Below are 19226 nucleotides of genomic sequence, written 5' to 3'. Positions count from 1 at the left end.
GGGATCATGGAGAAGGGGTGGATCACGGCGGCGTGAGCCGCGATATCAGGTGCGCGACGCGTCGCTCGAGGGCATCCTCGTTCGTAGCCGTGAGCAGTGGGAGGAGCGCGCTGAAGCGCTCGGGCCGGGTGAGCCGGGAGAAGGCCGCTTTCGCGGCTGGTGCCGCCTCGAGGGCAGTGCGAAGAGCATCCGGAGGCTGCGCGGTCGCTTGCCCGGGGTAGGCGCGGTCCCAGCGTCCGTCGGATCTCGCCCTCTCGATCTCGGCGATGCCCCGCGGTCGAAGTCGACCATCGGCGGCGAGGCGCTCCGCGATCTCGACGTTTCGCCGTGACCAGAGCGAACGCGCCCGGCGTGGGGTGAACCTCTGCAGGTAGGTCCGCTCGTCATAGCCGTTGCGCTGGCCGTCGATCCATCCGCTGCACCGAGCCTCGTCGAGAGCCTCCCCATAGCTGAGGGAGGTCGGAGTCGTCACCCCCTTCTTCGCGAGCATCAGCCAGATGCCGTCGGAACTGTCCTCGTTCGTGCAGAGCCACTCGCGCCATTGGGCTCTGCCGGCCAAGACGACAGGGGACGCCGGGCCTTCCTTTGCGCTCATGGGCCCAGCCTTTCAGGCACTACGGACGCACGCTGTCCTCAGGTGGAGACGGTGGTGAGTCTGTCCGACCCCGCCGGTCGAGATCGCGGGGATCTCGTCGCGCTAGCCTCCTCCCATGGTTGAGAAGGTGAAGAGGGGCGAAGAGTGTCGGGGTGCGCTCGACGTCGGCACATCGTGACCGGGGTACCGCGGCGGCCCTCACCTCTGGGTGGTCGCCGCCCGAGGCGGGAGGAACTCGCCGCATTCGCGACCGATGATCCGAACGGTGTCGACGCCGTCCTCCCCGCCGATCCCGGCCGGCTGCGCCTGCTCATCGTGGGAGTCAATCCGGGATTGTGGACCGCGGCCGTCAATGCGCCGTTCGCGCGGCCGGGAAACCGATTCTGGCCCTCACTGCACCGGGCCGGGCTGACCAACCACCTCGTGGACGCCTCGACAGGATTGTCGGCGGAGGATGAGGCGCAACTGCTCTCCCGCGGGATCGGCATGACGAATCTCGTCGGAAGGGCCACCGCGCGGGCCGATGAGCTCTCTCGCGACGAGCTTCGCTCAGGTGCCGAACGCCTGGCCGCGCTGGCCGGGGAGCTGGGGCCCGCAGTGGTATCGGTCGCAGGAATCACCGCCTTCCGTACCGCCTTCGCGATGCCGAAAGCGACGTACGGAGAACAGGACACCACCCCGGTCCCAGGGTGGCCCGACGATGTCGCACTCTGGGTAGTGCCCCAGCCGAGCGGGTTGAACGCTCACGAGACCATCGACTCGCTGGCCGACCACTGGCGTCGGGTCTGGGAGGCGGTCGAGGAGCGTCACGGGTCGAGCGACGGCTGACGAGCTGCACGTTCAGCGCGGGGGTGGGCCGGTCACCGCGGAAGGACGTTCCTCCTGTGCCTGCTCGCGCGCTACGCGAGGAGATAGGATCCGGGGCCATCGCGACGACGAGCCCGGCGTTCGCCCGGGCCATCTGGCGCTCCCGGGACGATCGGTAAGCGCCGCGACTCCGTGCGCGACGCCCAGGGATCACAGCAGACCGGACCGAGGAGCGACGATGTTCAGATTGTTGATGGCGAACTGCACGGTTTCCGACGAATCGGTGGGGGACGCGTGGTACTCCCGCCATCTCGACCGGGGGCCGGACAGCCGGCCGATGCCGGAGTTGCTCGAATGGCATCTCGGAGACGGTTTCGGGCTCCAGGTCTGGGCCGAACCGGATCGGGCAGGGCACTCGTCGGTGGTGATCGAGGTCGACGACCTGGACTCGGTGGTCGGTCGCCTCGTTGCGGCCGGGGTCGACAATCACGGTCCGCAACCCGGCGGCGGTCGGAGGATTCTCGTGGTGGAGGACCCCGAGGGCAACCGCGTCGTCTTCGCAGGAGACTAATCGCGCGCACGACGCGGGGCCGGGCGCCTGGTCAGAGGAGAGTGACTCGTCGGGACCGTTCCGCAGTGCGTCCCCCGCGGAAACGCTTCCCGGATGGGCATCTTCCTCGGAATACTCAACGGCGCGGCCGACCTGGCGACCGAGCCTCAACTCACCGAGGCGGAGCAGGCAGAGTTCATGGCGGCGTGGTCCCGGTGGGCGGAGGAGGCGGGCCCGGCGCTCGTGGATCCCGGACGTCCGCTGTACCGCAAGCGGCGCGTCACCAGCCAGGGTGTCGAGGTCTTCGAGGACGACAGGGTCGCCTACATGCTGCTCTCAGCGCCCTCGCACGAGTCGGCGGTCGACCTCGTGCGTGGGCACCCGTTTCTCGCGCTGTTCCCGGGCAACTCGATCGACGTCATCGAGTGCCCCGACGTCCCGTGACCGTCGACGGCCCCCAGCCGCTCGCCGTCGCCCCGGACCCGTGAGCGCTATGAGCCGGCTATGCGGGACGCGACCCGGCCAGGGCGTGGGGATACTCGGTGTCACGGCCCTGGAAGCTCAGGATTCTCGGGTTAACGATCACCCCGCCACGGATCTCGATGGCGCGGGAGATGGTGAGGTTCTCGTCCCACGCGGCGGGGCCCTCCATGACGGTGCGCAGGAACGGAAGTAGTGCCTCGCTGATCTCCCACGTCGCCGAGTTCCACAGGTAGGAGGGGCTGTGGTCGACGGCGTAGTAGTGCACCCCGTGGCCGACAGTGAACATCGGGTCGTCGAACCCGGTGGGTTCGGCCCACTCGAACCCCATGCCTGCGTCGCACGAGACATCGATGATCAGACTGCCCGGGGCGAACCCCTCCAGGTCGCGGGTGCGCAGGTAGGTCATCGGCGCGTCCACGTCTTGGAGGGTGCAGTTGACGACGATGTCGTGTGCGGCGAGGAATACCGGGAGAGGGACGTCACCATCCTCGGTGGGCACCGTGCCGAGGTGGGCTGGACCGCCGCCGGTGTGGAGCTGGGTGATGTGAGCGCTGTGGATCGGTGAACCGACTGCCGTCGCCCCGCGCTGTGTGAGGACCTGGATGTCGTGGATCCCGTGGGCGCTCAGTGCGGTGACGGCTCCTCGGGCCGTCGCGCCGAAACCGATCACGACCGCGCTGCGACGGGGGCCGTAGTCTCCGGTGGTCCCCGTGAGACTCAGGGCGTGGATCACGGAGGAGTACCCGGCGAGCTCGTTGTTCTTGTGGAGCACGTGCAGGCTGAAGTCACCCTGCCGTGTCCAGTGGTTCATCGCCTCGAAGGCGATGAGGGTGAGTCGTCGATCGATCGCGGTCTGCGTCAGCTCGGTGTCCTGCACACAGTGGGGCCACCCCCAGAGGGTGCGACCGGCAGGGATCTCGTTCACGTCCGCCGCCTGGGGCTTGGGGAGCAGGAGGAGATCGGCGGCCTGGATGACTTCCGACCGCTCTGCGACCCTGCCCACCCTCGACTCCACGTACCCGGGTTCGAGCTGGAAGTCCGCAGCGTACCCGCGTTCGACGACCATCCGAGCCCGAACGTCCGGATCGATCCGATCCAGGTGATGCGGATGAAGGGGCAGGCGCCGCTCGTTCTCCATCGTGGAGGTCGCGAGGACTCCGAGCGTCAGGAGGGGTCGCGCCCCGGTCTCCGGGGAGTGTGGGGAGTCCTTCGGATCGGAGGGGAAACGGGACGGTTGAGCGGTGCCGGACATCCGGGCTCCCATCATCGGGGAACCGGGACCAGCTCCGACTTGAGTGTAGGCCGATACAGCACCGCACCCACCAGCCGACGGCCGGTGGGTGCGGTGTTGTGGGCCGGGTGGGTCAGGCGCGGGTGTCCTCGAGAGCGGCGTTGAGCGTCTCGCTCGGCCGCATCGCCTCCCTCAGCTTGTCGATGGCGGGCTGGAAGTAGCCGCCCAGCTCGACCGGGGTGCCCTGCACCGCGAGCAGCTCGTCGAGGATGGTGTCCCGGTCCGCGGTCAGCTTCTCCGCGAGCGGGCCGAAGTGTGCTGCCAGCTCCGCGTCGTCGGACTGCTCGGCCAGTTCCTGCGCCCAGTACATCGCGAGCCAGAACTGGCTCCCCCGGTTGTCCAGCTCACCGGTCGTGCGGGACGGCGACTTCCGGTTCTCCAGCAGCTTCCCGGTCGCCGTGTCGAGCGTTTTGGCCAGGATCGTGGCCTTGGGGTTGTCGTACTTCCGCCCGAGATCGTCCAGGCTCGCCCCTAGTGCGAGGAATTCACCGAGCGAGTCCCAGCGCAGGTGGTTCTCCTCGACCAACTGCTGGACGTGCTTCGGTGCCGAGCCGCCCGCACCGGTCTCGTACAGTCCACCGCCGGCCATCAGCGGGACGATGGACAGCATCTTGGCGCTGGTCCCGAGCTCGAGGATCGGGAACAGGTCGGTGAGGTAGTCGCGCAGGATGTTGCCGGTCACCGAGATGGTGTCCAGGCCCCGCCAGGCGCGCTCGAGCGTGTACCGCATGGCGCGCACCTGCGACATGATCTGGATGTCCAGACCCTCGGTGTCGTGCTCGGCGAGGTACTTGTTCACCAGGGTGATCAGGTTGTTCTCGTGGGGCCGGTACGGGTCCAGCCAGAACACCGCCGGCATCTCGGAGGCGCGGGCGCGGTCCACGGCCAGCTTCACCCAGTCGCGGATCGGCGCGTCCTTGACGGTACACATGCGCCAGATGTCACCGGCTTCGACATCCTGGGACAGCAGGACCTCGCCGGTGGCGGCGTCGACGATGTTGGCCACACCGTCGTACTGGACCTCGAAGGTCTTGTCGTGACTGCCGTACTCTTCGGCCTTCTGGGCCATGAGGCCGACGTTCGGCACAGTGCCCATCGTGGTCGGATCGAAGGCCCCGTTGGTCTTGCAGAAGTTGATGATCTCCTGGTAGATCCGCGCGAACGTGGACTCCGGGATGACGGCCTTGGTGTCCTTCTTGCGGCCGTCGGCGCCGTACATCTTCCCGCCGATGCGGATCATCGCGGGCATCGAGGCGTCGACGATGACATCCGAGGGGGAGTGGAAGTTGGTGATACCGCGCGCCGAGTCGACCATCGCCAGCTCCGGCCGCTGCTCGTGGCAGCGGTGGAGATCCTCGATGATCTCCTCCTTCTTGGAGCTGGGGAGATTCTCGATCTTGTTGTACAGGTCGGCCATGCCGTTGTTGACGTTGATGCCCAGCTCGTGGAACAGCTCCTCGTGCTTGGCGAAGGCATCCTTGTAGAAGACCCGCACGGCGTGGCCGAACACGATCGGGTGGCTCACCTTCATCATGGTGGCCTTGACGTGGAGCGAGAACATGACGCCGGTCTCCTTGGCGTCATTGAGCTGCTCCTCGTAGAAGTCCATGAGCGCCTTCTTGCTCATGTACATCGAGTCGACGACCTCGCCGGCCTCGAGCGGCACGGTCTTGAGCACGTGGGTCTCGCCGTCCGGGGTCACGACCTCCATGCGCGCGTCGCACGCGCGGTCGAGGATGATCGACTTCTCGCCCGCGTAGAAGTCGCCGTGTGTCATGTGGGCGACGTGGGTCTGTGAGGCCATCGACCACTTGCCCATGGAGTGCGGGTTGGCCCGGGCGTACTCCTTGACCGCCTTCGGGGCGCGGCGGTCCGAGTTGCCCTGGCGGAGCACCGGGTTGACGGCGCTGCCGAGGCAGCTGCCGTAGCGCTCGACGATCTCGACCTCGTCGGGGGTCTTGGGTTCGTACGGGTAGTCCGGGATGTCGTATCCCTTGGACTGGAGCTCGGCGATCGCGTTGGTCAGCTGGTTGACCGAGGCGCTGATGTTCGGGAGCTTGATGATGTTGGTGTGCGGGTCCTGGGTCATCCGGCCCAGTTCACCGAGGTTGTCCGGGACCTTCTGCTCATCGGTGAGCCGCTCGGGGAAGGCTGCCAGGATGCGAGCGGCCACCGAGATGTCGCTCGTCGTGACGTCGATGCCGGCCGCGTCGGCAAAGGTGCGCACGACCGGGAGGAACGCCTCCGTCGCCAGGCGCGGGGCCTCATCGGTGAGCGTGTAGATGATCGTCTGTCTGTCTGAGGTCATGGATGTCGACTCTTTTCGTCTCGTGGCTGAGCGAGTTCTTGTGGAACGGGGTCAATTCGCCGACTCCATCATCACCCGAGTCGGACACCTGTGCGCCGTTTCCCGGAGTCATCTACCCCGGTCGGGCGGACCCGGGGCCGGCCTGGGATGTCGCGGACGCCCGGGAGGCCTGCCCCTGCCGGCCGGCGGACCATGCCGACCACTGACGGGCGTAGATGCCGTCCCGCTCGATCAGCGCGGCGTGCGAGCCGCGTTCGACGATCGCGCCCCCGTCCATCACGAGGATCGTGTCGGCGCGTGACGCCTGATCGAGGCGATGGGCGATGACCAGGGCCGAACGATCACGGGTGATCTCGTCGGCGGCGAGCTCGAGTGCCCCGGCACCCGCGGACCCGGCTTCCGCGGTGGCCTCGTCCATGACGATGACGGCAGGGTCGAGCAGCAGCACCCGGGCCAGCGCAAGCTGCTGGGCGGCGACGGGGTCGAGTTGGATGCCGCGTGCCCCCACCACGGTGTCGAGCCCGTCCGGCAGACGGCGGAACCATGCGGTGGCATGGACGCGTTCGAGGACGAGACGCAGTTCCTCGTCGGTGGCGGCTGGTTTGGCCAGCGTCAGGTCCTGGCGCAGGGTGCCCGAGAAGACGTGGACCTCCTGGCTGACCGTGGCCAGGCGGGCGATGCGCTCGGAGTCGGACAGCGATGAGACCGGATGGCCGTCGACCAGGACCTCGCCGGCGTCGGGGACGAGCAGTCCGGCCACGAGCGCCGCGACGGTGGTCTTCCCCGCCCCGGACGCGCCGACGACCGCGACCGTCTCACCGGGCGAGATGGCGAAGTCGACGTCGCGCACGGCCCAGGACCCGCCGTAACTGAAGCCGACGCCGCGGAGTTCGACGCGACCCTGCGGCGCGTCCACTCCGCTGTCGGGTACGGACACGGGCGGGTCCACGACGACGCCCACGATGCGGGCGAGCGAGGCGTATCCCGACTGCACAACGTCCAGGATGCGCATGAAGGTGTTCAGCGGCCCCCGCAGTCGGATGATCATGAGGACAGCGCCCGTCACCGCGCCGACCGTCAGGGCTTCGGTGGCGACGAGGTGGTACCCGACCGCCAGCGCTATCGCCAGCATGAGGAACTCGCCGATGAGCATCCACACGTTCAGCACGAGCATGGTGGTCCGGGCCCGGATCCCCTTGCGGACCACGTCCCAGGACGCGTTCCCGGTCAGGGTGTGCATCCGGTCCTCGAGGGAGAACGCGCGCACCGTCGCGCGACCGCGGATGGCCTCGAGCACGCGCCGGGCCCGCTCGGCCATCGCGGCCCGCTCCGCGGCGTAGCGCTGCGGGGCCTTGGCCAGGTAGCGGCGTGCGGCGACGTAGTACAGAGGCGCGACGACGAGCGGGATGACGACGAACTGCCAGTCCAGTGCGAACAGGGCGATCACCGTGGCCACGACCGTCAGAACGGACGTGGACAGTGTCGGGACGGTTTCCGTGACCGCCGAGGACAGTTCGGCGACGTCGTCGGTGGACCGGCTGACCAGGTCTCCCGACCCGGCGTCCTCGACGCGGTGGGAGGGCAGCCCCAGTGCGGTGCCGACCATGTCCTGGCGCAGAGTGGCGATCACCCGCTCGGACAACCTGGCCACCAGATAGAAGCCGGCGGCACTCGACACCGCGCCGACGACGGCCGCGGCTAGCAACTGCGCACCGATATGCCACAGCGAACCCGAGGCCTGTCCGGAGACCAGGTCCACGATCCGCCCCATCAGCTGGGGGATGAGCACCCCCGCGTAGGCACCGAGGCTGAGCAGAACCACGGCCAGAGCCAGCCACCGCCTCGCATGGCGGACCCCACGCAACTGCCGGGCCACCTCGCGGCGGACCTCGCCCGCGGAGGCGACCGGGAACCTCAGGCCGCTGTCGGTCTTGACGGGGGGTGTCGGGATCGTCGTCGTCATCTCCCGGCCCCCACGAGCAGACCCTCCGCCACCGCGCGGAGCCCGTCCACGGTCAGACGGGAATCGGCCACCGCGCTCCATGCGGGGGCCTGGCTGAACACCAGGGTCCTCCGGCCGGCCCGGTGACGGGCCACGTTGTCGGCGAGGTTCTGCTCGGTGACCGAGTCGACCGCGGTGGAGGGGTCCTGCAGCACGAGGACCTCCGGGTCCCAGGCGACGGCGCGGGCGAGGGCGACGCGTTGGCGCTGGCCTCCGGAGAGCATCCGCCCGCTCTCGCCGACGCGCTTGTCGGGGCCCTCGGGAATGTCGTCGCAGCAGGCCACGTCGAGCGCCCGCTCCGCGATGCCCCGGTCCGGGTGGACGTTGTCGGCCACGCTGCCGTCGAACAGGTCGGCCGCGTGCGGCGCGACCACCACCCGGGTGCGGGGCAGGGATTCGAGCAGGTGGACCAGTTCGTGATCCGTGCCGTCGACGGCGGTCAGACCGGACGGTAGGGCGTCGATGAAGTGCTGGGTCGTGGTGGCCTCGACGTCCGAGAGGCGTTCGAAGTCGGCGCCGAGGACCTCACGGATCCGCCTGCCCGACGCCTCGGCCGAGGCCCACCGGGAGGCGAGGTTGCGGCCGAACATCGTCATCGGCACGACGAGGAACTGGGTCAGACCGACGACCGTGATGAGTTCGCCGATCGTGATACGACCCGCAAGTGCCAGCGCACCGGCGGAGATGCCGAGCGTGGAGACGAAGAGGGCGCCCGCGGCCTCGGTGGCGCCGTTGAGGCGGGCCTCGGCGGCGTCGGCGTGGACCGTCTTGCGGTACGCGGTGCCGGAGACCTCGTCGTAGCGGCCGCGAACGGTGACGATGGCACCCAGTCCCTTGAGGATGCGCAGGCCCTGCACGACGTCGGTGGCGGTGGCGGCGGCCCGGGCGATCGCGTGTTGCCGCTCGACCGACCGCTCCTGCAGCGGGCGCGCCACCCACAGTGCCACCACCACGAGCAGCGGGCCCCCGATCAGCGTGGCGAGGCTCAGCCACGGATTGATGCTGAACATCATCGCCGCGCCGTAGGTGATGGCGGCGGCCTCGGCCACCGGCATGACCGTCATCATGACGATGTCGCCGACCCGGGTGGTGTCCGAGGACGCGACGGACAGCAGGCCTCCGGCGGTGCGATCGCGACCGGCGAACCCGCGCGGGTCCTGGATTCGGTCGGTGACCGCGGTCCGCAGGTCGTGGCTGACCAACTGCTGGCTCCGCACCAGCATGAAACGGGCGGTCCAGTTGGCGGCGATCGCCATGAGGAACACGCAACCCAGGATGGCGATCCAGAACCACAGCCGGTCGGCGGAGGAAGCGGCGACCGCATCGTCGACCGCCCGCCCGACCACGACCGGGGTCAGTCCGTTGCACAGGAACGCCACGGCCATGGCGCCGGAGGCGATGAAGCTCCACGGGCGCTGCGCCAGCGCGACCTTGAGCGTCCACCGGGGCGCGTCGACGGCGGGGAGCCTCGACCTGCGCCCGCCCGGCCCGGGAAGCGCCGAATAGTCGACGATGCTGCCCGGCTCCGGGGTGGGTGAGTTGTCGGGCACGAGGTGCGATGTTACCCGGCAGCAGCAGCACCGGGACTTCCGTTGCGAGCCGCCCGTCCACCGACGATCTCCACCCCGTCGAGATCAGCCACCCCGAATGCGAGCAGGGCCTGGCCGGAGGCGTCGAGCTCGTCCTCGACCGTCCGCAGCCAGCCCCGAACGATCTTGTCGGGCAGACGGCGCCCGGCCGACAGGCCCACGACGAATCCGGGTACGGGGATCTGCGACAGCACGGACATGGACTCGCGGCGGTGACGGGAGGATGTCGTCCACTCGGTGTCACTGACGAGGATTGGTGAGGGCAACGCGACGTCGTACTCGTCGCAGGGCAGGATGAGCAACGTGTCGCGGTGGCGGTCGTGGTGACCGATGACGAGGTCGATGACGCCGGCGGCCAGCGGCGCGTCGTCGAGCGGGAGATCGGACCAGTTCTCTGGGAGTTGTTCGAATCGCATGGCCCTGAGTCTTCGGCACCCCGCCGCCCGGGAACAGGCCTGGTCAGGGATCCGTGGAATGGCCGTTCTCGCCTGTGGAGGGAGAGAGCCGGGGGATCCGGACGGCCGCCCGGGACGTCGTGAACGCGTGTGGCGGGACGATTCCGGGTGCGACCGACCGGGCTCAGGACTCGTGCCGGAACCCCACCTTGATGGTGACCTGCCAGTGGGTGACCTTGTCCGCGTCGAGTTTGCCGCGGACGGACTGCACTTCGAACCACTCGAGGTTCCGGAGCGTCCTGGACGCTTCCGCGACCGCGTTGGCGATGGCCTGGTCCGTGCCGTCGGGGGATGAGCCGACGATTTCGGTGATGCTGTAGACGTGATTCACGATGACCTCCTTTTCGTGTGACCCGCATCACTCTACGGTGGTCTGGTGGAGGGGTGCATCCCGTAGGGTCGGGGCACCAACGTCACCAGGAGGTCCCCATGACTGATGTCACCGAGCGCGCGAGCGAATTCGCTGAACGGCACGGATCCGGCGACCTGCTCGTCCTGCCGACGGTCTGGGACGTGTGGAGCGCCCGGATCGCGGTGGACGCGGGTTTCGGCGGCCTCACCGTGGGCAGCCATCCTGTCGCCGACTCCCTCGGCAGCGCCGATGGCGAGAACATGGATCTCACCGAGTACCTCGGTGTGGTCAAGCGGATCACCGACTCGGTCGACGTCCCGGTGAGCGTGGATATCGAGTCCGGGTACGGGCTGGAACCGCGTGAGTTGATCAACCGCCTGATCGAGGCGGGTGCGGTCGGCGCCAACATCGAGGACGTGGTCCACGGTGAGGGCAAGCGCGTCCGTGAGCGGCAGGAGCACGCCGACTACATCGCCGGCGCCCGACGCGCGGCGGACGAGGCGGGGGTCCCGTTCGTCATCAACGGGCGTACGGACGCGGTCAAGCTCGGCACCGACGTGTTCGCGGACCCCCTGGAGGAGGCCGAGGCGCGCATCCGGCTGATGGAGGACGCCGGGGCGCGTTCGGTCTACCCGGTCGGGCTCTCGACCGCTGACCAGGTCGGGCGACTCGTGCAGGCGGTGACCATCCCGCTCAACGTCACCGCTCATCCGGTCAAGGGCAACGGCGCCGGTGACGCCTCCGCGCTGCGGGGCCTCGGGGTGCGACGGGTGTCGTTCGGCCCGCTGTGGCAGATGTGGCTCGCGGAGGTCTCGGCGAAACAGCTCGCCGAGTGGAGCCCTGTGAGCTGAGGCCTCACCGTGGCCGGGCGCTGGTCGACCGCCCCTCATCGCCGGACCTGGCGGACGGGAGCCACCCATGAACCCGCAGTATGACGACCTGACCATCGAGAGGGTGATCCGGGCATCGCGCCGGGCCGTCTGGGACGCCTGGACCACCCCGGCCGCGTTCGCGCAGTGGTGGATCCCCGATCCGTACCTCTGTCGGGTGGACCACTTCGCCCCGCACGCCGGCGGCGGCTTCATCACGTCGATGAGCGAGGACGGGTCGCACTTCTCGCCTCACATGGACGCCGCATTTCTGGTTGTCGACGAGTGCGAACGTCTGGTGTTCACCAATGCAGTGGACAGCACCCTGCGTCCGACGACTCCGGCACCGGTGGCCGTGACCGGAGAGGTGGCTCTGCTGGACCATCCGGACGGCACGACATACCGGATCACCGCGCGCCACGCGGACGAGGAGGGGCGCGCCACACATGACGAGCTCGGTTTGGTGGAGGGCTGGACCCTCGTCACGGGACAACTCGCGCGATTCGTGGAGTGAGGGGCCGACCACGCCTTGACGCCCCCGGGAATCGGCATACGATCGAGCGATGACGGTCGCGGACGGACCCGCATCGAGGGTGCGGGTCCACAACTTCTCGGTCTCGCTCGACGGGTTCGGAACCGGCGAGGGGCAGAGCCTCGAGGCGCCGTTCGGCCACGCCGACCACCGCCTCCTCGAGTGGGCCCTGCCCACGCGGACCTTCCAGGAGATGGGCTTCCACGACGCCCAGTCGCCCACGGTGGGCGTGGACGAGGCGTTCGCCAGCCGGTGGAACACCGGCGTGGGCGTGGAGATCATGGGCCGCAACAAGTTCGCCCCGTCGCGGGGGCCGTGGGACGAGCGGTGGCGCGGATGGTGGGGGGACGATCCGCCCTTCCACACCCCGGTGGTCGTGCTCACCCATCACCCGCGCCCGGTCCTCGAACTGGACGGCGGGAACAGCTTCCACTTCCTCGACGCCTCGCCCGCCGAGGCGCTGGACTACGCCCGCGGTCTGGCGGCGGGAGGCGACGTGAGGATCGGGGGCGGCACCACGACGATCCGGCAGTTCCTCGAAGCCGACCTCATCGATGAGATGCACGTCGCGGTGGTCCCGGTCCTCCTGGGCAGGGGCGAGCGGTTGTGGGACGGACTGGAGGGGCTCGAGGAGCGGTTCCACATCGAGGCCGCCGCGTCGCCCAGCGGCGTCATCCACCTGAGTTTCCGGCGCGACCGCTGACGGGGGCGTGGCGCAGGGTTCGCCGGGTGACGAACCGCCGCGGTGCGCCCGTGACGGGATCGGTGAACTCGAGTGCGCTGGCGAGCAACTGCAGCGGCAGGTGAGGGTCGTCGGGCGATTCGGGGAGTAGGTCGGGTAACGCCGGTCACCGAGGATGGGGATGCCCAGCGCCGCGAGGTGCACCCGCAGTTGATGCGGCCGGCCGGTGCGCGGCCGAAGGATCGTGTGCAGCACTTGTCGGCCGGTGACACCGGGCCCGGCCGCGAGCACGTCGATGAGGGTCTCGGAGTTCGTCGGGAGTGAGGGGTCGACCGTGACGCGCAGGTCGCCGCGCCGGGAGCGGATGTGGGCCCGGTGGATGATCGGCAGCGGGCGGCCCCCGATCGTCGGGCCGCGAGGGTCCCATCCCCGCGGCCGTGCCGATACCGCCTCGTAGACCTTGGCGACCTCGCGTCGTTCGAACATCGACTGGTACGCGCCGCGGGTGTCGGGGCGGGCGGAGAACATCACCAGGCCCGCCGTCTCGCGGTCCAGCCGGTGGATCGGTGTCAGGGCGTCGTTGCCGAGGCGGGTTCGCAGCCTCACGAGTGCGGTCTCCCGGAGGAACCTCCCCGACGGGGTGGTGGGGAGGAAGTGCGGTTTGTCGACGACGACGAGGTGGTCGTCGCGGTAAAAGATCTCCTCCCGGTACGGCAGAACTGTCTCCTCCGGCAGGTCGCGGTGGTACCAGACGAACTCGTGGGTGCCCAGTGGGGTGTCGAGGGCGATCGCCCGGCCGTCGGCACCGACGATCTCGCCGGCCTCGATCCGGCGGTGCAGTTCCCCCGGGTCGAGGTGGTCGAACCTGGCCACGAGGAACCCGGGGATACCCGCCCAGGGGCCGGTGGTCGGCACCCGCAACCGCGTGGGTCCCACGCCGTCCCTGACGGGCAGGGGCGGCTGCGTCGACATGCGGTCATCCTCCCACCCGCGTCGCCGTGGACGCGATCTCGTGCCGCCCCGCGACCGGTCCGCGCCGGCCTGCGCGCCGAATACAGTGGGAGAAACGATCCCGGCCATGTCCGATCGACGGCGAGAGCGGAGGACGTCCGACATGCCACCGCACGGCTCCGCATCCGCCCCGGACGCCGCGCGTCCGGGGCTGACGCCTGTCCTCGGCCGGGTCGGGGCGCCCGGGATCCACGTCATGAGTTGGAACATCCGTCGACCGGTCCCCGCCGCATTGACCCGTGCGGCCGACCGGTGGACCGCCCGGGCCCCGCGAGTGCGGGCGCTGCTGAGCGCCGAGCAGCCGACCGTGCTGTGCGCCCAGGAGGTGGTCGCCGAGCAGATCACGGACGTCCGCGACGGGCTCGGCCAGCGGTTCGACCACCTCGGTCGGGGTAGGGGAGCGAACGGCGGCGGCGAGGCCTGCCCGATCTTCTACGACACGACCAGGCTCGACCTGCTGGGGTGGGATCAGTCGGCGCTGTCGGACACCCCGGGCCGCCCCGGATCGATGTCCTGGGGCAACCTGTTCCCCCGGGTGCTCGTGTCGGCGCACTTCCGGGATCGCGACACCGGCCACGAGTTGCTGGTGGTCAACACCCACCTCGACCCACTGTCACGACGATCCCGCGTCCGTTCGGCCCGGGCGGTCCGCGATCTGGTGGCCGCGCGCGACGTACCGGCCGTCGTCGCGGGGGACCTCAACGCGGGCCCGTCCGATGCCGCGGTGCGAACCCTGCTCGCGGAGGGGGCACTGGTGGACAGCTGGGGCGCCGCGGAGAACCGGCGGACCGACCCGTGGGGCACGTACGCCGCGTACCGCGAGCCGCGCAGGGACGGCACCCGGATCGACTGGATACTTGCCACATCACGGGTTAGGGTCACCGACGCCGCGATCAACCCGCTGCGGTACGGCGGTGCTTGGCCGTCGGACCACCTGCCTGTGCAGGCCGTGGTCCGTCCGGACCCCGGGCGGGACGAGCCGCGAGACCCGGGACGAGACCAGGAAGGGGCCGGTGCGACGTGATCGACAACTTCCTCCGGCCCGCCGAGACCGGGGCGCAGCGAGTCGCGGACGCCCTGCGCCTCCTCGGTGTCCTCAGCGTCCTGCTGGCGCTGCTGTTCCACGAGCTCACCGATGCGGCCATCGTGGCATTCACGCTGCCGGCGCTCATGTTGCCCAGGTTCATCGGGATGCGCGCGTGGGCCGACATCTCCGTCTCGACCGCCCTGCTCGTGGCGGCGTGGAGCAACGTCGTCGACCTGTACCGGGTCCTGCGGTGGTGGGACGTGCCCGTCCACGTCGTCCTCGCAGGCTGGATGGCGGTGGTGGCCTATCTGTTTCTGGCGCACCGGGGGATCGTGCGGTCGCCTGACGCCCGCGGGTTCACCACCGCCGGGGGGATCGTGTTGACCACGGTGCTGGGGCTTGCGCTGGGCGCCCTGTGGGAGATGGTCGAGTGGTTCGGCTACGCCTTCCTCACCGACGACATCTACGTGACCTACGGGGACACCGTCGGCGACATGGCGGCAGGCGGACTGGGCGCCCTGGTCGCCGGCGTGCTCATGGCCCGTGGGCCTCAGCTACTGACGCCGACCGCCCTGCGGACGAGGGAGTCGTCCGAGACCACCTCGAGCAGGTAGGCCGGCCAGCACGACCTTCATCAGCAGCCGTAGCGGCAGCGGCAGCTGACTCCCGGAGTCACCGGCACCCAGGGAGGACTGCACCACGAGCCGTCGGGCCCCGGTGGTGGCCGTCAGCTTCACAGGTACCTCACCTCGTCGTCGTCTCCTCGGTCTCTTTGGTCTCCTCCGTCTCCGTGGTCGTCCCGGCGCGCACCAGCTCCGCCAGCAGCGGGAACAGCAGCACGGTGACCGCGCCCGCGGCCACCAGCACCGAGGAGATCCTGGCGGCCATGAGGCCGTTGTCCACGGCGACCTGAGTGACGGCGACGATGATCGGCAGGCCCGTCGCCGCGTAGAGGCCCACCCTGGCGCGCTCGCGCGTCGTGGTCAGGCCCGGGCTCGTGCGCAGGACGCGCTCGGACAGCCACACCCCGCCACCACGGATCACGAGCATGCTCGCCACCGCCGCCACCAGGATCCACGGCGCATCGGCGACCGCGGCCACGCTGATCGCCATCCCGGAGACCACGAAGAACACGGGGATGAACACGCTGTAACCGACGGTCTCCAGCTGGTGCGTGAGCACCTCGGCCAGGCCTCGGTCGGGGTCCTCGTCGCTCGCGCGGAGCTGGTCGGCGAGCACATCTACCAGCCGACGCAGGATGATGCCCGCAGCGAACGCACCCAGCACCACGTCCAGCCCGAAGACCGTGGCCACGACCATCATCGCGGTCAGCAGCAGCAGGACGGTGCGCATCGCGAGCTGGCTCGTCGTGGAGGTACCGCGAACCAGTGCCCGACCCAGGCCGCGCACCCGGAGCAGCCGGGCCGGCACCACCAGGACGACTAGCGCGGCCGCGAAGAACAGACCCACCGCCACCAGGGAGGAGCCGATGCTGCGGGTGCCGAGCAGGACGGCCATCACCAGGACCGGCCCCAACTCTCCGATGGCGCCGTGCGTAAGGACGGCCCTGCCGACCGGGGTGGTGTCGTGGCCCGCTCCCTTGAGGATCGGCAACAGGGTGCCGACCGCCGTGGACGTGAGCAACAGGCCGATCGCCACCGCGGTCTCCCACCGCCCCGACACCAGCCACCCCACGCCCGCGGCCAGGACCATGCTCACCAGCCATGTCCCGGCGGCGCGTCGACCACCCCGGCCCGTCACCGACGACACCTCCAGCTCGAACCCGGCCAGGAGGAACAGCATCCCCAGGCCCAGCTCGGCGAGCATCGCCACCCCGCCGCTCTCGACCGCCAGACCGAACCCGTTCGGACCGACCAGCATCCCGCCCACGAGGAGCACCACCACGCCGGGGACCAGCGACCGCGTCAGCGAGGACAGCAGCGGGGCGGCGAAGACGACCAGGACGACCCAGAACAGCGAGATCAGCTCGGTCGAGGAGGCTTCCGCGGCCAGCAGGGTCGTGGTCAACGCTCAGCCTTCCGCTCGACGGATGAGGGAGATCTTAGTCGAGTAGCCCCGGGTGCGGCGGGCAGGGGGCCGGCGGCGGAGACGGCGTGCGAGGGTGGAGGGCATGACCGACTCGCCGTGCACCCGCTCCGACGGCGACCCACGCGAACTGCCGGGATTCCGGCGCACGTACGCGCCCGGCCGCCTCACCCTGGGCCTGGGATTCCCGCTGCGGACCCGGGCCGACGGCGACGAGGTGGGCGACCCGGCCGTCCAGGCGCGGATCGCGCAGGCGGCCGAGGCCGGTGGCTTCGCGGCCCTCTACGCCCGTGACATCCCGCTGCGGGTACCGTCATTCGGCGACGTCGGTCAGGTCTACGACCCGTGGGTGTTCCTCACGCACATGGCCGCGCACACCTCGCGGATCGCGCTGGGCACCGCCGGCATCGTCCTGCCCGTCCGGCATCCGCTCCACGTTGCCAAGTCCGCCTCCAGCCTCGACCGGATCTCCGGGGGGCGGTTCCTGCTGGGCCTGGCGTCGGGCGACAGGCCCGAGGAGTTCCGGGCGTTCGGCCTCGAGCAGGGTGAGCGGGGCGAGCGGTTCCGTGAGAACCTGCGCGTGGTGACGCACGCGTGGACCACCGAGATGCGGGGGATCCGCTGGTCCGGTGGGTGGATGCACAGCGCGGACGTGGTGCCCAAGCCCAGCGCCGCGTCGGTGCCGACGATCATGGTCGGCTCGTGTCAGCAGAGCGTGGCGTACCTCGCCGCCCACGGCGACGGCTGGATGACCTACCCGCGGGACTTCGACGTCCAGCGGCGCACGGTCGAGCAGTGGCGGGAGATGGTGGTCGCCGCGGCCGGGGGAGCCGGGAGCGACGGCGCCGCGGCCGGGGGAGCCGGGAGCGACGGCGGTGGTGGGAACGAGGGCGGTGGGAACGACGGCGAGGTGTTCAAACCCTTCGCACAGTCGCTCCGCATCGACCTGGCGGAGAACCCCGACGAGACCGCCTCCCCGATCGACTTCGGTTTCCGGATCGGTCGTCGGCGACTGGTCGACCACCTGGAGGACCTGCGGGGGATCGGTGTCAACCACGTACAGCTGGGGCTGGGGGCCTGCCGCCGACCGGTCCTCGAGGTGATCGCCGAGTTGGCCGAGTACGTCGTGCCCCGTTTCCCCGCGCTCGACTGAACGGGATCCCCGGCCCGGGTCTGCCACACTCGGGAGATAACTGCGCCGCCCGCCGCCCCGGGGGCGGTCGTGCCCGTCGACGAGGGAGGCCCTGTGGGGATCTCGATCCTGTGGTTCCGACGTGATCTGCGGCTGACCGATCACCCCGCCCTCCTCGAGGCCGTCGCCTCCGGGGACGAGGTCCTGCCGGTCTTCGTCCGGGACCCCGCGCTGCTGCGGCGGGCCGGTGTACGGGCGGGGCGGTTGGCGGCCTCCCTCGCCGCGCTCTCGGGGGACACGGGCGGTGCACTGGTCGTGCGGACCGGAGACCCCGCCGAGGTGATCGCGGGGCTCGCCCGCGAGGTCGGCGCCGGCCGCGTCCACATCAGCCGGGAATCCACCCCCTACGGACGATGTCGCGACGACCGCGTACGCGCCGCACTCGACGCCGACGGTCGCGAACTGGTGACCACCGGGTCTCCCTACGCCGTCGGTCCGGGCCGGGTCCTGAGCGGCAGCGGGGAGCCGTACAAGGTCTTCACACCGTTCTCCCGCGCCTGGCACGAGCACGGGTGGCCCCCGCCCGGCGAGCGGCCCGACCACATCCCGTGGACCACCGCGTCCGGGGAGGGCCCACCTGAGGTCCCGGCACGAGCGGGCGGGACCGCCGCAGCGGGGGAGGCCGCGGCTCTCACCCGGTGGCGGGAGTTCCTGCGCGACGATCTCGAGGCGTACGACGAGCAGCGGGACCGACCGGATCTCGACACCACCAGTCGGTTGTCCGCGTACCTGAAGTACGGGGAGATCCACCCGCGCACGATCCTGGCCGAGCTCGCGGACCACCCGGCCGCGGGCGGGGAGGGAGCCCGCCGCTTCGTCACCGAACTCGCGTGGCGTGAGTTCTACGCCGACGTCCTGTGGCACCGGCCACGGTCCGCGTGGCGCGACCTGCGCGACTCGCTGGCGGGCATGTCCTACGACCACGGCCCCGGGGTGGACGACCACGTCGAGGCGTGGCGACAGGGCCGGACCGGGTACCCGTTCGTCGACGCCGGGATGCGGCAACTCCTCGCCGAGGGGTGGATGCACAACCGGGTGCGGATGGTCACGGCCAGTTTCCTCGTCAAGGACCTGCACGTGTGGTGGCCGGTCGGGGCGCGGCACTTCCTCGACCACCTCGTCGACGGCGATCTCGCCTCCAACAACCACGGGTGGCAGTGGGTGGCCGGCACGGGAACCGACGCCTCCCCGTACTTCCGGGTGTTCAACCCGGTGACCCAGGGGCGGAGATTCGACCCCGACGGGGAGTACGTCAGGAGATGGGTTCCCGAACTCGCTCACCTGCCCGGGGCCGCCGCCCACGAGCCGTGGCGCGCCCCCGGCGGCTACGACGGCGGGTACCCGTCGCCCATCATCGACCATGCCGAGGAACGCCGCGAGGCCCTCCGTCGGTACGAGGTGGCCAGGGACGTCGATCACTGACCGGACCGTGGGG

General features: G+C 70.1%; 18 protein-coding genes and 1 pseudogene. 10 read left to right on the top strand and 9 right to left on the bottom strand.

Annotated features, from left to right (window positions below; genetic code table 11):
• Positions 1 to 22 precede the first annotated feature (22 nt).
• Complete coding sequence (locus tag NR111_RS02420; protein WP_206472488.1) at positions 23 to 595, bottom strand: YdeI family protein; 573 nt, start codon at positions 593 to 595, stop codon at positions 23 to 25.
• A 174-nt stretch (positions 596 to 769) separates the two neighbouring features.
• Here NR111_RS02420 and NR111_RS02415 point away from each other — a divergent pair, with 174 nt between their 5' ends.
• The 3 genes from NR111_RS02415 (at position 770) to NR111_RS02405 (ending at position 2396) form a co-directional block, all read left to right on the top strand.
• Positions 770 to 1423 (top strand): mismatch-specific DNA-glycosylase, encoded by a 654-nt coding sequence (locus NR111_RS02415; protein WP_206472486.1) that lies wholly within the window; start codon positions 770 to 772, stop codon positions 1421 to 1423.
• A 217-nt stretch (positions 1424 to 1640) separates the two neighbouring features.
• Positions 1641 to 1973, top strand: coding sequence for a VOC family protein (locus tag NR111_RS02410; RefSeq protein WP_206472484.1), 333 nt, complete (start codon positions 1641 to 1643; stop codon positions 1971 to 1973).
• Positions 1974 to 2066: 93 nt separating this feature from the next.
• Positions 2067 to 2396 (top strand): hypothetical protein, encoded by a 330-nt coding sequence (locus tag NR111_RS02405; protein WP_206472482.1) that lies wholly within the window; start codon positions 2067 to 2069, stop codon positions 2394 to 2396.
• A gap of 58 nt (positions 2397 to 2454) precedes the next feature.
• Here NR111_RS02405 and NR111_RS02400 read toward each other — a convergent pair whose 3' ends face one another.
• The 6 genes from NR111_RS02400 to NR111_RS02375 form a co-directional block, all read right to left on the bottom strand.
• Complete coding sequence (locus tag NR111_RS02400; protein WP_241261035.1) at positions 2455 to 3573, bottom strand: N(5)-(carboxyethyl)ornithine synthase; 1119 nt, start codon at positions 3571 to 3573, stop codon at positions 2455 to 2457.
• 226 nt (positions 3574 to 3799) lie between these two features.
• On the bottom strand, positions 3800 to 6034 hold the full coding sequence (locus tag NR111_RS02395; RefSeq protein WP_069390307.1) for an NADP-dependent isocitrate dehydrogenase: 2235 nt from the start codon (positions 6032 to 6034) through the stop codon (positions 3800 to 3802).
• 112 nt (positions 6035 to 6146) lie between these two features.
• On the bottom strand, positions 6147 to 7997 hold the full coding sequence (locus NR111_RS02390; RefSeq protein WP_256819767.1) for an ABC transporter ATP-binding protein: 1851 nt from the start codon (positions 7995 to 7997) through the stop codon (positions 6147 to 6149).
• A complete protein-coding gene (locus NR111_RS02385; RefSeq protein WP_374210674.1) occupies positions 7994 to 9586 on the bottom strand; it encodes an ABC transporter transmembrane domain-containing protein in 1593 nt (530 codons plus the stop codon). The genes NR111_RS02390 and NR111_RS02385 overlap by 4 nt, the downstream gene beginning before the upstream one ends.
• Positions 9587 to 9597: 11 nt before the next feature.
• Positions 9598 to 10041 carry a hypothetical protein gene (locus NR111_RS02380; protein ID WP_256819766.1) on the bottom strand — a complete coding sequence of 148 codons (444 nt, stop codon included), beginning with the start codon at positions 10039 to 10041 and terminating at the stop codon, positions 9598 to 9600.
• 163 nt (positions 10042 to 10204) lie between these two features.
• Positions 10205 to 10411, bottom strand: a complete 207-nt coding sequence (locus NR111_RS02375; RefSeq protein WP_069390304.1) for a dodecin — start codon at positions 10409 to 10411, stop codon at positions 10205 to 10207.
• A 98-nt stretch (positions 10412 to 10509) separates the two neighbouring features.
• On the opposite strand from NR111_RS02375, the gene NR111_RS02370 reads away from it, so the two are divergent.
• From NR111_RS02370 to NR111_RS02360, 3 genes are all read left to right on the top strand, one after another.
• Complete coding sequence (locus tag NR111_RS02370; RefSeq protein WP_154827976.1) at positions 10510 to 11283, top strand: isocitrate lyase/phosphoenolpyruvate mutase family protein; 774 nt, start codon at positions 10510 to 10512, stop codon at positions 11281 to 11283.
• Between the two features lie 67 nt (positions 11284 to 11350).
• Complete coding sequence (locus tag NR111_RS02365) at positions 11351 to 11815, top strand: SRPBCC domain-containing protein (RefSeq protein WP_206472477.1); 465 nt, start codon at positions 11351 to 11353, stop codon at positions 11813 to 11815.
• Between the two features lie 49 nt (positions 11816 to 11864).
• Positions 11865 to 12536: a dihydrofolate reductase family protein gene (locus NR111_RS02360; RefSeq protein WP_154827972.1), complete on the top strand. Its 672-nt coding sequence runs from the start codon at positions 11865 to 11867 to the stop codon at positions 12534 to 12536.
• Here NR111_RS02360 and NR111_RS02355 read toward each other — a convergent pair.
• Positions 12505 to 13487 (bottom strand): annotated as a pseudogene (locus tag NR111_RS02355) (pseudouridine synthase). The gene NR111_RS02360 and the pseudogene NR111_RS02355 sit on opposite strands and share 32 nt — an antisense overlap.
• 142 nt (positions 13488 to 13629) lie before the next feature.
• Between NR111_RS02355 and NR111_RS02350 the strand changes: the two are divergent.
• Together NR111_RS02350 and NR111_RS02345 are read left to right on the top strand one after the other, a co-directional pair.
• Positions 13630 to 14550 (top strand): endonuclease/exonuclease/phosphatase family protein, encoded by a 921-nt coding sequence (locus NR111_RS02350; protein WP_206472475.1) that lies wholly within the window; start codon positions 13630 to 13632, stop codon positions 14548 to 14550.
• Positions 14547 to 15167, top strand: a complete 621-nt coding sequence (locus NR111_RS02345; RefSeq protein ID WP_206472473.1) for a hypothetical protein — start codon at positions 14547 to 14549, stop codon at positions 15165 to 15167. Before NR111_RS02350 ends, NR111_RS02345 begins: the two co-directional genes overlap by 4 nt.
• A 130-nt stretch (positions 15168 to 15297) precedes the next feature.
• Here the strand turns inward: NR111_RS02345 and NR111_RS02340 are convergent, their stop codons facing one another.
• Positions 15298 to 16581: a cation:proton antiporter gene (locus tag NR111_RS02340; RefSeq protein WP_206472471.1), complete on the bottom strand. Its 1284-nt coding sequence runs from the start codon at positions 16579 to 16581 to the stop codon at positions 15298 to 15300.
• A 103-nt stretch (positions 16582 to 16684) separates the two neighbouring features.
• Between NR111_RS02340 and NR111_RS02335 the strand changes: the two genes are divergently transcribed.
• Both NR111_RS02335 and NR111_RS02330 read left to right on the top strand, forming a co-directional pair.
• On the top strand, positions 16685 to 17752 hold the full coding sequence (locus NR111_RS02335; protein ID WP_256819759.1) for an LLM class oxidoreductase: 1068 nt from the start codon (positions 16685 to 16687) through the stop codon (positions 17750 to 17752).
• 99 nt (positions 17753 to 17851) lie between these two features.
• Positions 17852 to 19213 (top strand): deoxyribodipyrimidine photo-lyase, encoded by a 1362-nt coding sequence (locus NR111_RS02330; protein WP_256819835.1) that lies wholly within the window; start codon positions 17852 to 17854, stop codon positions 19211 to 19213.
• Positions 19214 to 19226 lie beyond the last annotated feature (13 nt).

Source organism: Dietzia sp. Die43, from assembly GCF_024519835.1.
Taxonomy (GTDB): Bacteria; Actinomycetota; Actinomycetes; order Mycobacteriales; family Mycobacteriaceae; genus Dietzia; species Dietzia kunjamensis.
The sequence above is the reverse complement of the archived record's forward strand: the minus strand, read 5'-3'. Positions and strand labels throughout refer to the sequence as shown.